The 14,866-nt window shown below is 44.6% G+C and carries 13 protein-coding genes and 1 pseudogene; 9 read left to right on the forward strand and 5 right to left on the reverse strand.

The window, feature by feature from the left end:
* Window positions 1–23: 23 nt before the first annotated feature.
* From ACQ86K_RS29530 to ACQ86K_RS29540, 3 genes are all read right to left on the reverse strand, one after another.
* Window positions 24–254, reverse strand: a complete 231-nt coding sequence (locus tag ACQ86K_RS29530) for a hypothetical protein (protein ID WP_431199269.1) — start codon at window positions 252–254, stop codon at window positions 24–26.
* 175 nt (window positions 255–429) lie between these two features.
* On the reverse strand, window positions 430–1,635 hold the full coding sequence (locus ACQ86K_RS29535) for an FAD-dependent oxidoreductase (RefSeq protein ID WP_431199270.1): 1,206 nt from the start codon (window positions 1,633–1,635) through the stop codon (window positions 430–432).
* Window positions 1,632–2,348, reverse strand: a complete 717-nt coding sequence (locus ACQ86K_RS29540; RefSeq protein WP_091167319.1) for an SAM-dependent methyltransferase — start codon at window positions 2,346–2,348, stop codon at window positions 1,632–1,634. The genes ACQ86K_RS29535 and ACQ86K_RS29540 overlap by 4 nt, the downstream gene beginning before the upstream one ends.
* A 54-nt stretch (window positions 2,349–2,402) precedes the next feature.
* Between ACQ86K_RS29540 and ACQ86K_RS29545 the strand changes: the two genes are divergently transcribed.
* The 7 genes from ACQ86K_RS29545 (at window position 2,403) to ACQ86K_RS29575 (ending at window position 9,470) form a co-directional block, all read left to right on the forward strand.
* Window positions 2,403–3,119: a hypothetical protein gene (locus ACQ86K_RS29545; protein WP_091167317.1), complete on the forward strand. Its 717-nt coding sequence runs from the start codon at window positions 2,403–2,405 to the stop codon at window positions 3,117–3,119.
* A 437-nt stretch (window positions 3,120–3,556) separates the two neighbouring features.
* The gene (locus tag ACQ86K_RS29550; protein WP_431199271.1) at window positions 3,557–5,263 is read left to right on the forward strand and encodes a glycoside hydrolase family 97 catalytic domain-containing protein; all 1,707 of its coding nucleotides are present in this window, start codon (window positions 3,557–3,559) and stop codon (window positions 5,261–5,263) included.
* A complete protein-coding gene (locus ACQ86K_RS29555) occupies window positions 5,181–5,462 on the forward strand; it encodes a glycoside hydrolase family 97 C-terminal domain-containing protein (RefSeq protein WP_431199272.1) in 282 nt (93 codons plus the stop codon). Before ACQ86K_RS29550 ends, ACQ86K_RS29555 begins: the two co-directional genes overlap by 83 nt.
* Before the next feature lie 109 nt (window positions 5,463–5,571).
* On the forward strand, window positions 5,572–6,405 hold the full coding sequence (locus tag ACQ86K_RS29560) for an ROK family protein (protein ID WP_431199273.1): 834 nt from the start codon (window positions 5,572–5,574) through the stop codon (window positions 6,403–6,405).
* Window positions 6,406–6,418: 13 nt separating this feature from the next.
* Entirely contained in the window at window positions 6,419–6,637 is a 219-nt protein-coding gene (locus tag ACQ86K_RS29565; protein WP_431199274.1) for a hypothetical protein, read from the forward strand.
* 35 nt (window positions 6,638–6,672) lie between these two features.
* Window positions 6,673–7,650 (forward strand): MFS transporter, encoded by a 978-nt coding sequence (locus ACQ86K_RS29570; protein WP_431199275.1) that lies wholly within the window; start codon window positions 6,673–6,675, stop codon window positions 7,648–7,650.
* 209 nt (window positions 7,651–7,859) lie between these two features.
* The gene (locus ACQ86K_RS29575) at window positions 7,860–9,470 is read left to right on the forward strand and encodes a hypothetical protein (RefSeq protein ID WP_431199276.1); all 1,611 of its coding nucleotides are present in this window, start codon (window positions 7,860–7,862) and stop codon (window positions 9,468–9,470) included.
* A gap of 219 nt (window positions 9,471–9,689) precedes the next feature.
* Here ACQ86K_RS29575 and ACQ86K_RS29580 read toward each other — a convergent pair whose 3' ends face one another.
* Window positions 9,690–11,669 (reverse strand): alpha-ketoacid dehydrogenase subunit alpha/beta, encoded by a 1,980-nt coding sequence (locus tag ACQ86K_RS29580; protein WP_091167307.1) that lies wholly within the window; start codon window positions 11,667–11,669, stop codon window positions 9,690–9,692.
* A 59-nt stretch (window positions 11,670–11,728) separates the two neighbouring features.
* On the opposite strand from ACQ86K_RS29580, the gene ACQ86K_RS29585 reads away from it, so the two are divergent.
* Window positions 11,729–12,580 carry a DUF4198 domain-containing protein gene (locus ACQ86K_RS29585; RefSeq protein ID WP_090532114.1) on the forward strand — a complete coding sequence of 284 codons (852 nt, stop codon included), beginning with the start codon at window positions 11,729–11,731 and terminating at the stop codon, window positions 12,578–12,580.
* A gap of 106 nt (window positions 12,581–12,686) precedes the next feature.
* Here the strand turns inward: ACQ86K_RS29585 and rsmA are convergent.
* Window positions 12,687–13,464, reverse strand: a pseudogene (gene rsmA / locus ACQ86K_RS29590) (16S rRNA (adenine(1518)-N(6)/adenine(1519)-N(6))-dimethyltransferase RsmA).
* Between the two features lie 271 nt (window positions 13,465–13,735).
* Between rsmA and pdxA the strand changes: the two are divergent.
* Window positions 13,736–14,791 (forward strand): 4-hydroxythreonine-4-phosphate dehydrogenase PdxA, encoded by a 1,056-nt coding sequence (pdxA, locus tag ACQ86K_RS29595; RefSeq protein WP_091167301.1) that lies wholly within the window; start codon window positions 13,736–13,738, stop codon window positions 14,789–14,791.
* Window positions 14,792–14,866: the final 75 nt, after the last annotated feature.

Genomic DNA, 14,866 nt, shown 5'->3' on the forward strand with positions numbered 1-14,866 from the left:
AACAATTCGCAGGCAATCATGATCTATGAACCATGAACGATGATCGGCTTCACCCCCACTACATTCAGTAAATAATTATCCATCATATCAATATCGACCACATCATTTAAAAAACCGATATGCATATCCGGACGGGTGATGAGTGCTTTTTTTGGTTTTCTTTGATGGCGAAAGCATCGAAAATGTGTTGATTTTTTGTCGAAGGCGGCAGGTAAAAAAAGTTGAGACTGGCCCCATAGTTTTGGGTTATCCATTTGGCGATGGTAAACAGGTCGAGCTCTTTGAGCTTGCCTAAACAGATGAGCGTAAAACCCGGTTTATTGCACCATTCATGCAGATCGGTTTCCACCTCCCGTTTTTCGTCGAAAACTTTGAGATAAGGTAGCCTGTCGCCTGCTTTGATGTGGCTGGCATGGCTTAAGTTAAGGTTTATGGCGCTATCGCGATAGGAGACACCGGTTTGCGATACCCGTTTAAAAAGGCTTCGCGAAGGTTGGGTTTACTCCATACCCATTTTAAAACAACAGGCAGCAAATATTTCTTCAGTAAGTTAATGAACCAGTTACGCGACAGGATCATTTTAAAGATCCTGTCGGTAGTATTAAGGAGCTCTTTTGCTACCGGCATCCTTTCCTGCGCATAGCTATCTAACACCGATACCTTAAGCTGGTTATTAACCACACCTGCCAGTTTCCAGGCCAGGTTATTGGCGTCCTGCAAGCCGGTATTCATCCCCTGTCCGCCAACCGGCGAGTGGATATGCGCGGCGTCACCAATTAAAAAGCAGCGCTGCTGCCTGAATTTATCGGCCATGCGGTGATGCAGACGGTAGGTAGTGAACCAGTTGGTATGTTCAACAATGATCTGTTGTTGGGTTACATTCCGCAAATGAGGTAACACCTCTTCAATTTGAAGCTCGTCTTTTTTATCAAACTCATCGGGCAGGTTGCCTACCACACGATAGCTCCGTTCATCAGGCATGGGGAAAAAGCCCGCGAAACCTTTTTTTGAGAGGAACAGGTTAACCTTATCGCCAAAGTCGGCCTCTATTTTTATATCGGCCAAATAAAATTGGTGTTGGTAGGTATCGCCATTAAAAGGAATGCTCAGTTGCTTGCGCACAGTGCTATGGGCACCATCTGCCGCAACCAGCCAATCGCAGGTAATGGTTTGTTTATCCTCGCCGCTTTGCAGCTTCAATGTTACCTTACCGGTATCCTGGCTTAGTGACAGCAGCGATGTGTTCCAGTATACCGGGCAGCAGTTGAGGGTAATAAAATCCAATAATAACCGCTCATTTTTGCTCTGCGGGTACATCTGGATAAATGGAAAAACCGTTTGCATTTCGCCAACATTGGCAAGCGAAAGACTGGCAACCTCTTCACCGTCCTGGTTAAACTGTACACCTCCTCCCCGTTTACCATCATTGAGCACTTTATCGATGATGCCCATCTGCCGGTAAATCTCCATAGACCGTGCCTGAACGGCAAGCGCCTTTGAATGCGTGGTTGGCCCCTGCTTGCTATCAATAATTACCGGCTGAACACCATGGCGTAAAAGCTGGGCGGCCATCATCAAACCTGACGGACCGGCGCCCACTATTACAACCGGGGTATGCTGCTGGCTTATGGTCATTTATTGCCGTGATAAAGTAAAAAGATTGTTGGGCGTTTGTGCAGATCAGGCACTTTCTTTTGCCATTCGGCAATGGTTTTGGTTTGCACAAACTCGGTTGCGGAGGTAAGGTCGCAGGCAATGCAAAGCTTGGTTTTGGGATTACCCGCTTTCAGGATCTCCTCAAGCATGGGGTTATTGCGGAAAGGTGTCTCGATAAACATTTGGGTTTGATCAAGCTTTATGGCTGTGCTTTCCAGCTCTTTGATCTTTTTAGCACGAAGCACCTTATCAATGGGCAAATAGCCGTGAAATGCAAAACTTTGTCCGCTGAAGCCCGAAGCCATCAGCGCCAGCAAAATAGAGCTTGGCCCAACCAGGGGTATAACCTTAATGCCCATGCGGTGGGCTTTATCCACAATTTCAGCACCGGGATCAGCAACACCCGGACAGCCAGCTTCGCTCATCAGCCCAACGTCATTACCTGCTTGCAGGCCTTTAAAAAAGTCAGCCTTGCCCATGTCGCGGTTATGCTTGCCATAATCATGGATTACCAGCTCGCTTTGCGGGGTTTTCAAGCCGGCCTCTTTTAAAAAGCGACGGGCGGTTTTTTCATTCTCCACGATGTACTCTTTGATACTGTTTATGGTATCAGTAAGGTATGGTGTAAATGATTTTGCAGCCGCGTCATCGGCCAGCGGTACAGGAATTAAATAAAGGGTTCCATAGGGCATATTGCAAAGTTGGTGTTTTTTGTTTAATTTAAGCTATCAAAAGGAGGCGAAAAAATGAGGCAATTAGGCGCAAACTGGTTTATTGAAGGTCATATTGATTTTGAATACAAAAAATATATCCTGTTAAGTTACCTTCAGGAGATTAACAGTCACTTTGATAACAGCCGGTTATATCCCAACCTGGCCGACCTGATATTTCATTACAGCAACCTCATCGATTTTAAAAAGAATAAATCGCTGTTACAGCAGGCTTTTCCTCAACGCTTAACACAGGCTGATATCGACGCGGTAAAGCTTACTTATCAAAAGATCATTATGGATGATCAAAGCATGCAGGAGATAGAGCAGATCATTACCTATGCCTTAGGCAAAATGGACCCGGCTATAAAAACCGGCAGGGATATTTATGATTTTGTAGAAAGCCATGTGAATATCGATCCGGTGGGCATTACCCCTCTAATGCCTTATCACGGTTATTTTTCGTTACAGAATGGCAAGGAACGCACCAACCGGATCTACGAGTACCAGATCACTATTTTTGAAGGCAAGGATGATAAATACCGCGGCATTAACGTAGCTTTTATTGATGCCTACGAGCAAAGTATTACCAATACCCCAGAAAGCATTAAACTGCATCTCATAAACCGTAACAAGTTTATGCCCAATCCTGCGGTTTATTATGTACGCAGCGATATCACTTTTCCGCTTGAACAAACGCTGCTGCCGGTGGCCAAAAGAAGCCTGGTGAAGTATATTTCGAATGCTGCGTAAGAGCTTATCAAATTATTTTCATTCCGGGAGCAGCGGTAGTGCCGTTGTCCATTACTTTCCCTATCGGGCAAGGATAAAAGCCGGGCAGTTAACAGCGTTACACCCACTTAAGTCTTTGCAACGTTGAAGAGTTTATGACAAGCCCCGGCATTTTAAGATGAGAGTTTTATGAACCGGCCGGAAGGGGAATCATACCCTGGCCGAAATTCAACCTTGAAGGCCCCAACGGGTGGTTAAAAGTGGCCGGTTCAATCGGCACATGTTCGCACATGTCGGGCTCCCACTTTTTTAGCTCCTATTTATCTACCCTTACTTATCTGTAACATACTATCTCTTAGTAAGATCCGAATCCTCTTTGTAATTATTGCTGCTAATTGCTTTTCATATGATTATAAATCATGAAATTATTTGTCTTATCTGGATAAATACTATCTGACATGAAAAAAAACGCAATAATATTGATTACGGGTTTGTGGTTAAGCTGCTTTATCAGTGTGGTTCGGGGACAGGGAATAAAAGATTCTGTACTTAGCCTTCGGTCGCCGGATAACAATATAATATTCAGGTTCCGTCAAAAAGCTGAAGCCGGGAAGCGTACGATGCACTATAGCTTGGATTATAAAAACAAGCCGGTAATTCTGGTGTCAGTCCTCGATCTGCAACTGGATAATGATCTTTCAGAAAAAGCAATGGCATTGAAGGTCGATCAGCATAAAAACTGGTGCGAAAACCTGTTGATCACGGGCGTTGATTCCTCCCGGCATGATACCACATGGGCACCAGTTACCGGAGAGCGGGCTATGATTAGTGATCATTACAACGCAATGAATATTACGCTGGTAAAGGATGACAATCCCATTTATGTGATGCAGGTTCAGGTAAGGGTTTATAACGAGGGGGTAGCATTCCGTTATTATTTCCCCGAAAACCCTAAAGGAACCTACTACAACATCAGGGCAGAAAATACCGAGTTTCACCTGCCTGAAGGCACCCAAGCCTGGTTTGCCAATTGGGCACAAGCGCCATATTACAAACTGCCGCTAAAAAACTGGCCCGGCGAAAGCGAACGGCCGTTAACCATCGAACTGCCTAATGGCCTTTTTGCAGCGCTGGCAGAAGCCAGGCTAATTGATTATGCGCGCACCAAATTTAAACTGAGTGCCGATAAACCATCTACCCTGGTAACCTCTATGTTTGGCGGGGCGCAGCTCATCTCGCCGGTAGGCACACCATGGCGGGCAATCATGATAGCTGAAAAACCGGGCGACCTGATTGAACATAATTACATGATGTTGAATCTTAATGAGCCATCGGCAATAGCCAACACCAATTGGATTAAACCCGGTAAAATCATGCGGGTAATGGCCATGACGACAAATGATGCAAAAACAAATATTGATTTCGCGGTGAAGCATAACCTGCAATATATTCTGTTTGATTGGAAATGGTACGGACCGGCTTTTAGCTTTAGCTCGGATGCTACCAAGGTTGCTATACCTGATTTTGACCTGCCTGGTATAATCAAATATGGCAAGGATAAGGGTGTTGGTGTTTGGTTATATGTTAATCAGCAGGGTTTATTAGCTCAAAGTGACAGTTTATTTGCTGTTTATCATAAATGGGGTGTAAAAGGCGTAAAATTTGGTTTCGTACAGCAAGGCTCCCACCGCTGGACAACCTGGGTGGAAAAGGCGATTCAGCAGGCGGCAGCTGCTCAGATCATGGTAAACATTCATGACGACTGGCGGCCAACAGGCGAGCAGCGTACCTGGCCAAACCTGATGTCGGCCGAAGGGATCCGTGGTAACGAGGAAATGCCCGATGCCACGCACAATACCGTGCTGCCTTTTACACGGTATATTGCCGGAGCAGCCGATTATACCTTCTGTTATTTTAATAAACGTATTAAAACTACTCATGCCCATCAATTAGCGCTGGCCGCAATTTATTACAGCCCGCTGCAAACGCTGTATTGGTATGATAAGCCTTCGGCGGAGCATAATGAGCCCGAACTGGAATTTTGGGACAAGATCCCAACCACATGGGACGAGAACAAAAATAGTGCAGGGAATACCCGGCGAATACATTTCTACAGCCCGCAGGAGCAGAAAAGATTGGTTTGTAGGTACTATCACCAACAATGATGCTCGTGAAATTAAACTTGATCTGAGTTTTTTAGAACCCGGTAAAAAGTATAAAGCGACTATTTACAGCGATGACCCGTCGGTGAATACTGAGACGCACGTTAGGGTCAGCAGTAAAAGTGTTAATAGTAAAACAGTATTAAAATTTGCCCTGCTGCCATCAGGCGGAGAGGCGGTGTACCTCACTCCGGAAAAATAATCCATATATATATATCATACATGAGCCAACAGCGTAAAAATAATTATGTAATCAGTGCAGATATCGGCGGTACGCATATTACAGCAGCGGTCATCGATCTGGAAAAAAGATGATCATTGAAGATACCCGTACCCGGTTAACTGTGGACTCCCATGGAACGGCAACTGAAATACTTAAAACCTGGGCGGAAGCATTAACACAGGCTTATGAAAAATTCGGATCTCCGGCTCAGCAGGTTGCCCTGGCCATGCCTGGCCCATTTGATTATGAAAATGGGATTTCACTGATCAAAGACCTGCATAAGTATGAGGCCATTTATGGTTTAAATATTAAGTTATACCTGTCGGAAGAGCTCAGGATAGATGCTGCAGATATCCTGTTCCGAAATGATGCCGAAGCATTTTTACAAGGGGAAGTTGTGGCGGGAGCTGGCGCCGGCTCCCGTAAGGTTCTTGGGCTTACGCTGGGCACAGGGTTTGGTTCAGCTTTGTGCGTTGATGGTATTGTGAAAGATTTAAACCTAGGCAGCGAACCTTATAAAGATAGCATTGCAGATGATTACTTCTCTACAAGATGGTTCTTAGGGCGATATCATGAAACAACCGGGCTGTCCGTTACCGGAGTGAGTTCGCTGATATCAATGTCCAAACACAGCGCTGTGGTCAGGAACATCTTTGATGAGTTTGCGGTCAACCTTTCTTTATTCCTCCGGGATATTATCCAAACCGAAGGTTCTGATGTAATTGTTATCGGTGGCAATATTGCAAAAGCATCGGGCATGTTTCTGGATGAACTTACCGCCAGGTTAACAGCATATGCTGAAAGTTTAAAAATAAAATTAGCTTTATTGGGAGAAGACGCGGCGCTGATGGGTGCTGCTGCGGCTTTTGATAGCAGGCGAGGACTTAATATCTTATTTAATGCCAATCATCCGGGTAATTAATTTTAACAACAATATGACCAATAAACCAGCTTTTACCGAGAAAAAATTCATCGTGACCTTTGTATTTGTAACCTCGCTATTTTTAATGTGGGGCTTACTGCATTCCATGAGCGATGTGCTGAACAAGCATTTTCAAAATGTGCTTAATCTCTCCAAATCTCAATCCGGCTTAATCCAGTTCTCCGTGTTTGGGGCTTATTTTATTATGAGTATCCCCGCAGGATATTTTTAAAGAAGTTTGGTTATAAACCGGGCGTAATCCTGGGGTTGATTTTATTTGCCCTGGGTTTATTTCTTTTCGTCCCTGCAGCCAACGCGGCCTCATTTACTTTTTTCAGGATAGCCTTATTTATTATGGGCTGCGGTATGGCTACTTTGGAAACTGTTGCGCATCCCTTTGCGGCCGCCCTGGGCGATCAGCGCCGGAGCGACCAGCGTGTAAACTTCGCGCAAACTTTTAACGCGGTGGGTACCATGATCGGTCCGGCCATTGGTTCATATTTCCTTTTAGGTTCGGACACGGTACATTCAACCGATCTTACTTCCGTAAAAACGCTGTATGTAGCTATCGGCTGTGTGATTATACTTATAGCGGTTGCTTTTATGTTTTTAAAAATTCCGGTTTTAACAGATCCGCATGCAGAAACTTCGGCCATCGATCCTGATGCGGTTAACGTGGACGTGGAACCATCTAAAAAACTATATCAACATTCGCATTTTGTATGGGCAGTTGCGGCACAGTTTTTTAACGTGGCGGCACAGGCCGGCACCTGGGCATATTTTATCAACTACGGTGTGGATATTATGCATTTCAGTAATGAAAAGGCCGGTTACTTTATGATTATTTTTATGGGGATGATGGCGCTGGGGCGTATTGTGGGCACTTCATTAATGACTTATATAGCGCCCAATAAATTATTAGCGGCATTTGCCTGCGGCAGCATCTTAATGTGCCTGATAGTTGCACAGAGCCTGGGCTGGACATCATACATCGCCCTGCTGATGATCAACTTCTTTTTTAGCATTATGTTCCCCACCATTTTTAGCTTGGGGATCAAAAACCTGGGCAGTCATACACAACAGGCTTCATCTTTTATAGCGATGGGAGTAGTAGGAGGCGCGGTATTTCCAATGGTAATGGGGCAGATAGCCAATCATAGTGTGGCTCACGCTTATTACCTTCCGATAATCTGCTACGCGGTGATCTTTTTATTCGGCGCTAAACTTTATAAAGTTAAACATTAATGAAAAGCACCCGGATAGTTATATCAACCCTCATATTATCTGCCCACCATACAATCACACTCAATAATGTAACGATAAAAGGCGAGCCGGTAAATCAGGGTTTCAATAAACAATGGTGTTTTAATATGCCGGCAAGCACCGATACTAAAATTGTATTGAATTAGAATCATGAAAAGGTATTGTCATTATTTTATTTTTTAAGCTCGCTGATGTTGGCGGATCTGCCGGTAGCACAGGCGGCTGTTTGGCAATGGTCGGTGGCGGTTAAGCCTGCTGGTACCAAGCGGGATCCGTCAAGGGCTTTTTTATGGATATCGCCAAACTGTAAGCAAGTGAAGGCCGTCATATTCGCTCAAAACAATATGGAGGAGCAATCCATATTGGAAGATCCTCAATTCAGAGGGGAGATGGGCAACCTGGGTGTTGCGGAGATCTGGGTTAGCCCAGCTTTCAATCTCAAGTTTTTATTTAACGAAAGAGCCGGAGATCAGTTTAACGCGTTGATCAATGACCTCGCTGATATTTCAGGTTATAGCGAATTGAAAACAGCGCCGGTGATCCCTATTGGACATTCGGCAGCGGCAAGTGCGCCTTATTATTTCGGTGTCTGGAACCCTTCGCGTACGCTTGCTTGCATCTCAGTAAGCGGGCAATGGCCATATGTAAGAAACATTTTTGCTCCCGATATCTGGAGTAAAGATCAAAGCCTGGATTATGTCCCTTGTTTAGAAACAATGGGCGAATACGAAGCTGCCAACACCTGGGGCGATGAGGGATTAAAAGAAAGACAGGAACATCCGCTGCTGCCGTTGAGTATGCTATCCAACCCGGCGCAGGGGCATTTCGCTGCCACGCCTGAAAAAACCGGCTGTCTGGCCTTCTACATTAAAAAAGCCATGGAGTACCGCTTGCCAAAAAATGTACCTCCGGGTACTGTTCCGAAATTGATTGATATCGATCCGACAAAAACCGGCTGGCTGGTTGATAAATGGCGTTATAATGAATTACCCGCCGCGGATGCAGCACCTGTAGGCAGGTACAAGGGCGATGCTTCAAAAGCTTTCTGGTATTTTGATGAAGAAACAGCTCGGGCAACAATAACCTACCAGGCAAGACATCACAATCAAAAACCCCAGTTAATAGGTTATGTACAGCATGGCCAAATGGTTGAACAGCGTAATACGCACCAGCAGGTAAACCTGAAATTTGAACCAGAGGCCGATGGCATCACTTTTAAACTCCATGCTGCATTTTATGATACGGTGCCCGGGGGCAGTCCCCGCTTACCTGTTTGGGCTGGCATGCCGGCTGGTTCCGCTATAGGGCATGCTGCCGGGAATACTCCTATTGCCATTAACCGCATTACAGGCCCGGTTATTAAGTTAAATGATTCCACTTTCAGATTGAGCCCGCAGGCCGGTTTTTGGGAGAACCCGCATAGTTATGAGTTGTGGTTTGCTGCTACCCATTCTGGAGATGCCGAGTATAAACCGGCCGTACAGCAATCACAGATGCTTGTGCCGCCACACAATACAGCAGGGAGGGAACAGCATATTACGTTTTTACCGGTCCCCAACCAAAAGGCACATGCAAAGGGAATAAAATTGGATGCCAGCTCAGATGCACAGGTGCCTGTAGGGTTTTATGTATTAGAAGGCCCGGCGGAGCTATCAGGCAATACATTAAATATTACAGCTATTCCGCCGAGAAGCCGTTTCCCGGTAAAAGTTACCGTGGTAGCCTGGCAATATGGCAACAATCGTGAGCCTAAACTGCAAACAGCAATACCCGTTGAACAATCCTTTTTTATTGAAAAATAATTTATACGCTTAAAATATTAACCATAGTTATGCTTGTTATAAAAACTCAATTGTGATTCACTTAAACCCAAAGGCAATTAGATAAGCAGTATAGTCTTTTATTATACCCTAATTGATCGCCAATAATCAGTTAAGATCAAGAGTTAACGAAATATTTAATGGTGCTGCCCAGCGCGACATGAAACCTAAAGGAATAGAAGTATAGCTCGGGGGCCCTGCCTAATAAGCCAGCAGCCTTTCCATGCTTTCTTCCAATCGCGCCTTGGCCAAAAACTGATCTTCCAAGGCTTTATTCATGGGGATAGCCGTATCGAGGCTACCACAACGCATTACAGGAGCATCAAGATATTTAAAGCAATGTTCGGCCAAATGGGCTGCAATTTCGGCGCCGAAACCATTGGTAAGCGTATCTTCATGCAAAATCAGCACCCGGCCTGTTTTCTTAACGCTGGTTTCCACCGCTTCCTGATCCCAGGGCTGCAGACTGCGCAGATCGATGATCTCTACGGATTGATCGGGATGTTTGTCTGCATACTCCAATGCCCAGTGTACACCAAGGCCAAATGTAATTATAGTGGCCTTTTCGCCTTGCTTAATCACATTAGCGTTGCCTATCTCTATCATTACATCATTATCAGGCACATCGGCGCTGATACTGCGGTACAGGTATTTGTGTTCAAAATAAATTACCGGGTTAGGATCGTCAATAGCGGCAAGCAGTAGTCCCTTGGCATCTGCCGGAAAAGCCGGGTAAACCACTTTTAAGCCGGGAGTTTTGGTAAACCAGGCTTCATTGCTTTGCGAGTGGAAGGGGCCTGCCCCGGTACCTGCACCCGCGGGCATCCGTATTACTACATCAACCCCCTGCCCCCAGCGATAATGCGTTTTGGCCAGGTTGTTAATAACCTGGTTAAAGCCGCAGGTAACAAAATCTGCAAATTGCATTTCAACCACAGCTTTGTAGCCGTTAAGCGCAAGTCCCATGCCTGCACCAACAATTGCTGATTCGCAAATGGGGGTGTTACGTACACGGGCCTTACCAAACTCCTCAACAAAGCCCTGGGTAATTTTAAATGCGCCGCCGTATTCGGCAATGTCCTGCCCCATGATCACCAGGTTGGGGTGTTTGCGCATAGCTTGTTTAAGCCCGTCGCTAATGGCATCTATATAGCGCTTACTGGTAACCGGCGATGATTTTGGCTGTACAGCAGGAAAGCTGTAAGGCTTGTACATATCCTGCACTTCGGTGGCCACATCCGGTATAATATCTGTTTCGGCATAAGCCTTTTCAATTTCGGTTTCAATAAGGGCGGCGAACTCCTTACGGACAATAGTGATCATGTCTTTAAACAAAACCCCTTCGGTAATCAGGTACTTTTCAAAGTTTGTAACCGGGTCCTTTCCTGCCCACCACTCAAATAAATTAGTGGGAACATATTTGGTGCCTGATGCTTCCTCATGGCCACGCATCCTGAAGGTCATACATTCCAGCAAAACAGGGCGCGGATTTTCACGAATAGCTTTATTAAGTGAGGTTATGGTGTTATAAACTTCAAGCAGGTTATTGCCGTCAATACGGCGGCCTTCAATACCGTAGCCTACGGCTTTATCAACCAGTTCGCGGCAATTATATTGTTCGTTGGTTGGGGTTGAAAGGGCATAGCCATTATTTTCGATCAGAAATATTACCGGCAGTTTCCAAACAGAGGCTATGTTAAGTGCTTCGTGAAAGTCCCCTTCACTGGTGGCACCCTCGCCTGTAAAAACAAGGGTTGATTTTCTTTTACCCGATAATACATCCGCTAAGGCAATGCCATCGGCCAGGGCAAGCTGCGGACCGAGATGGGATATCATCCCAATGATCTTATACTCCTGGGTACCGAAGTGGAAGGAGCGGTCGCGCCCTTTAGTAAAGCCCGAGGGTTTGCCCTGCCATTGCGCCATTAACCGCGACAAGGGGATATTTCTCGATGTAAAAACACCGAGGTTGCGGTGCATAGGCAAAATATATTCGTCGGCATTCATAGCAAGGGCGCTGCCAACTGCTATGGCTTCCTGGCCAATACCCGAAAACCATTTGCCAATGCGGCCCTGCCTCAGCAGGATCAGCATCTTCTCTTCAACCATGCGCGGAAACAGCATTTTTTTATAAAATTCCAGCAAAGTATCATTATCGAGGTTTTTCCTGTCAAAAATCATAACGTAAAACTACTGAAGTTTTTAAAACTTTGTATGTTTGGTGATACTATCCAAAAACTATGAAGCGCACCTCTATTTTCATCATTATATTACTGCTCATGATAGGCTTTGCGGCCAGTTCGCAGGATTTTTTCTTATTGCCACATAATTTTTACGTTCACAAAGGCGATAAGCTTAACCTGCATTTGTTGAGCGGCAACGAGTTTAAACCCGAAAATGAATTTAAACTTGCCACAGCAAAGGCAACTAAATTTATGCTGTATGAAGGCTCAAAGAAAACGGACCTTTCAAAAGTCAGTAACTCTGCCGATAGCAGTCTGCTTGTCTATGAGCTGCAAAACTCCGGTCTTGCACTTTTTGAACTGGTAAGGGATGATGAAACAGAATCGGAAAGGAATAAATTTATCAGAGCACTTGAAAGTGAAGGCCTCGATAAAATGGCCGAAGAAGCCCGGGCCAGCAGTCAGCAATACTTTGTTGAAAAGTATCACCAGTCAAGCAAAACCCTTATTTCTGTTGATAAAGCTAACGGTAAGGACTTTGATAAACCCCTGGGTGAGGAATATGAAATTGTAATACAACAAAATCCCTATAAATCAAGCTATGGCGATGATGTTACCGCTCAGGTGCTTTTTAGAGGCAAACCCATGAAGGATGCTGTGGTGATGCAATATGTGCGTACTTTGAACGGCACCATCGTTCCGCAAAAATTATTGAGCGACAGCAATGGCCTGGTATTTTTTAAACTGAGCCGGGAGGGGGTATATATGGTCAGTTCAACCCATGTTGAACCATCGCAGGATAAAAAAGCCGACTATGAGAATTGGAGTACTACTTTCACCTTTGCCTTCAGCAATACCGATGACGTACCAAATTCATACAGAGAGTTTGGATTTGGGAATAAGCATTGATTTTTTAGCGGCAGTTGCAGGTTTAGTAGCGGATTAAAAATATGGAGACGTCATTGTAAGTCTTCCCTTTTTGGGGGAGATTTAGAGGGCGCAGAACGTTGATTACCTACCTGCTCGCTGAAACCGCGTTAGTAAGTTTTACAAAATCCTCTACGCTCAATCTTTCCGCACGCAGATCGAGGACAGGTTCATCAGTCAGTTTTTCTTTATTGATGAGTGACGATATGGCGTTGCGCAGGGTTTTGCGGCGCTGATTAAAACCCGCTTTTACTATCTGCCAAAATAGCTTCTCGTCGCAATCAAGTGTTTGTTTATCGTTGCGTGTAAGCCTGATCACTGCCGAAAGCACCTTGGGCGGAGGATTAAATACACCGGCCTTCACCGTAAACAGGTATTCCACTTTATAGTAGGCTTGTAAAAACACGCTGAGTATACCATATTCCTTGCTGCCTGGTTTGGCGGCACAACGTTCAGCAACCTCTTTCTGGAACATGCCCACTACCTCAACCACCTGCTGGCGGTTGTCAAGCACCTTAAAAAGTATTTGCGATGAGATGTTATAGGGAAAATTACCGATAATGGCAAAGTTTTCGGGAAAAATGCTTTTAAAATCAAGCTCCAGAAAATCGGCATTGATAAGGCGGGTACCTAATTGCGGGTATTTTTTTCAGAAAATCGTACGATTCGGTATCAATATCAATGAGTGATGTTTCGTACTCGCTTTTTTGCAGCAGAAAATCAGACAGTACACCCATGCCCGGCCCCACCTCAAGCACATGGCCGAAACGCCCTTCGGGTTTCAGGCTGTCCACTATCTTTGCTGCTATGTTTTTATCAGTAAGAAAATGTTGCCCTAAATGTTTTTTTGCCCTTACCAATGTCATTATTAATCAAATATTTGAGCAAATTAAATCATATTTGTGCTTTTATCAGGAACTATAAGCTTAAAATCTTTTATTTGCAGGTGTAAAGATAGGTTAAAGGCGAAAAGTTAAAGGCAAAAGGTTTGCCTAAGTTGAAGGTTAAAGGCGAAAGGCAAAAGGCAAAAGGTCGTTTAGCTTTATAAACCATTAATAATCATCACTGTTAAAATATTGAAATCACCGCTTAAAAAAATCGGTGAAATCATAAAACTCGGTGAAATCATAAAAAATAATGAGCGATAAATTAAAAATTGGGATCAGCATTGGCGATGTAAACGGCATCGGTTTAGAGATAATTATTAAAACTTTGGCCGATAGTAAGATTTATGATTATTGTACGCCTATTGTTTACGGGCATACCAAGGTGGCTTCGTTCCACCGTCGCGCAACCCAGGTTAATGAGCTCAATTTTTTGGTGATCAATGATCCTTCGCAAACGCATTTCCGCAAACCCAACATGATCAACTGTTGGGAAGAGGACGTGAAGATTGATATAGGGCAGGTTACGGAAGCAGGAGGCAAGTACGCTTTTAAATCATTGGAGCGTGCTGTTTATGACCTGAAGGAAGGTTATATAGATGCCCTTGTAACGGCTCCTATTAACAAGGATAATATACAGAACGATAAATTCCACTTTCCCGGCCATACCGAATATTTACAGCAATACGATGGTGCTGCCGAATCGCTGATGTTTTTAGTAAGCGATACTTTACGTGTTGGCGTGGTTACAGGTCATATCCCGGTATCAAAAATTGCCGAAAGTATTACCGCCGAAAAAATATTGGCCAAGTTGAAGCTAATGAACACAAGCTTGCAAAATGATTTCTGGGTGCGCAAGCCAAAAATTGCGGTATTGGGGCTTAACCCGCATGCCGGCGATAACGGCCTTATCGGCAGCGAAGAAAAAGATATCATCATACCCGCTATTGAAGAAGCCCGTTCAAACAATATCCTGGCATTTGGCCCGTACTCGGCCGATGGCTTTTTTGCCAACGGCACTTACCTGCAGTTTGATGCCGTACTGGCCATGTACCACGACCAGGGCCTGATCCCTTTTAAACAAATTGCCTTTGAAACGGGTGTTAATTTTACAGCCGGGTTAAGCTTTGTACGCACTTCGCCCGATCATGGAACTGCGTATGATATAGCAGGAAAAAACCAGGCTTCTGAGATCTCCTTCCGCGAAGCGCTGTTTACAGCTATCCACATTGTAAAGAACCGCAAGGAAGGGCTGGAACTTAATGAAAATCCACTTTTATTCAGCAAGCTAAGCCGCGACAGAGATTAAAAAAGCCTTGTAATAGTAATGTTTCAATTTAATTACCGTTAAATTAAAACATTTACGCTGCTTGTTGCATTTACA

It is taken from the genome of Mucilaginibacter sp. P19 (genome assembly GCF_050632265.1).
Taxonomy (GTDB): domain Bacteria; phylum Bacteroidota; class Bacteroidia; order Sphingobacteriales; family Sphingobacteriaceae; genus Mucilaginibacter; species Mucilaginibacter gossypii.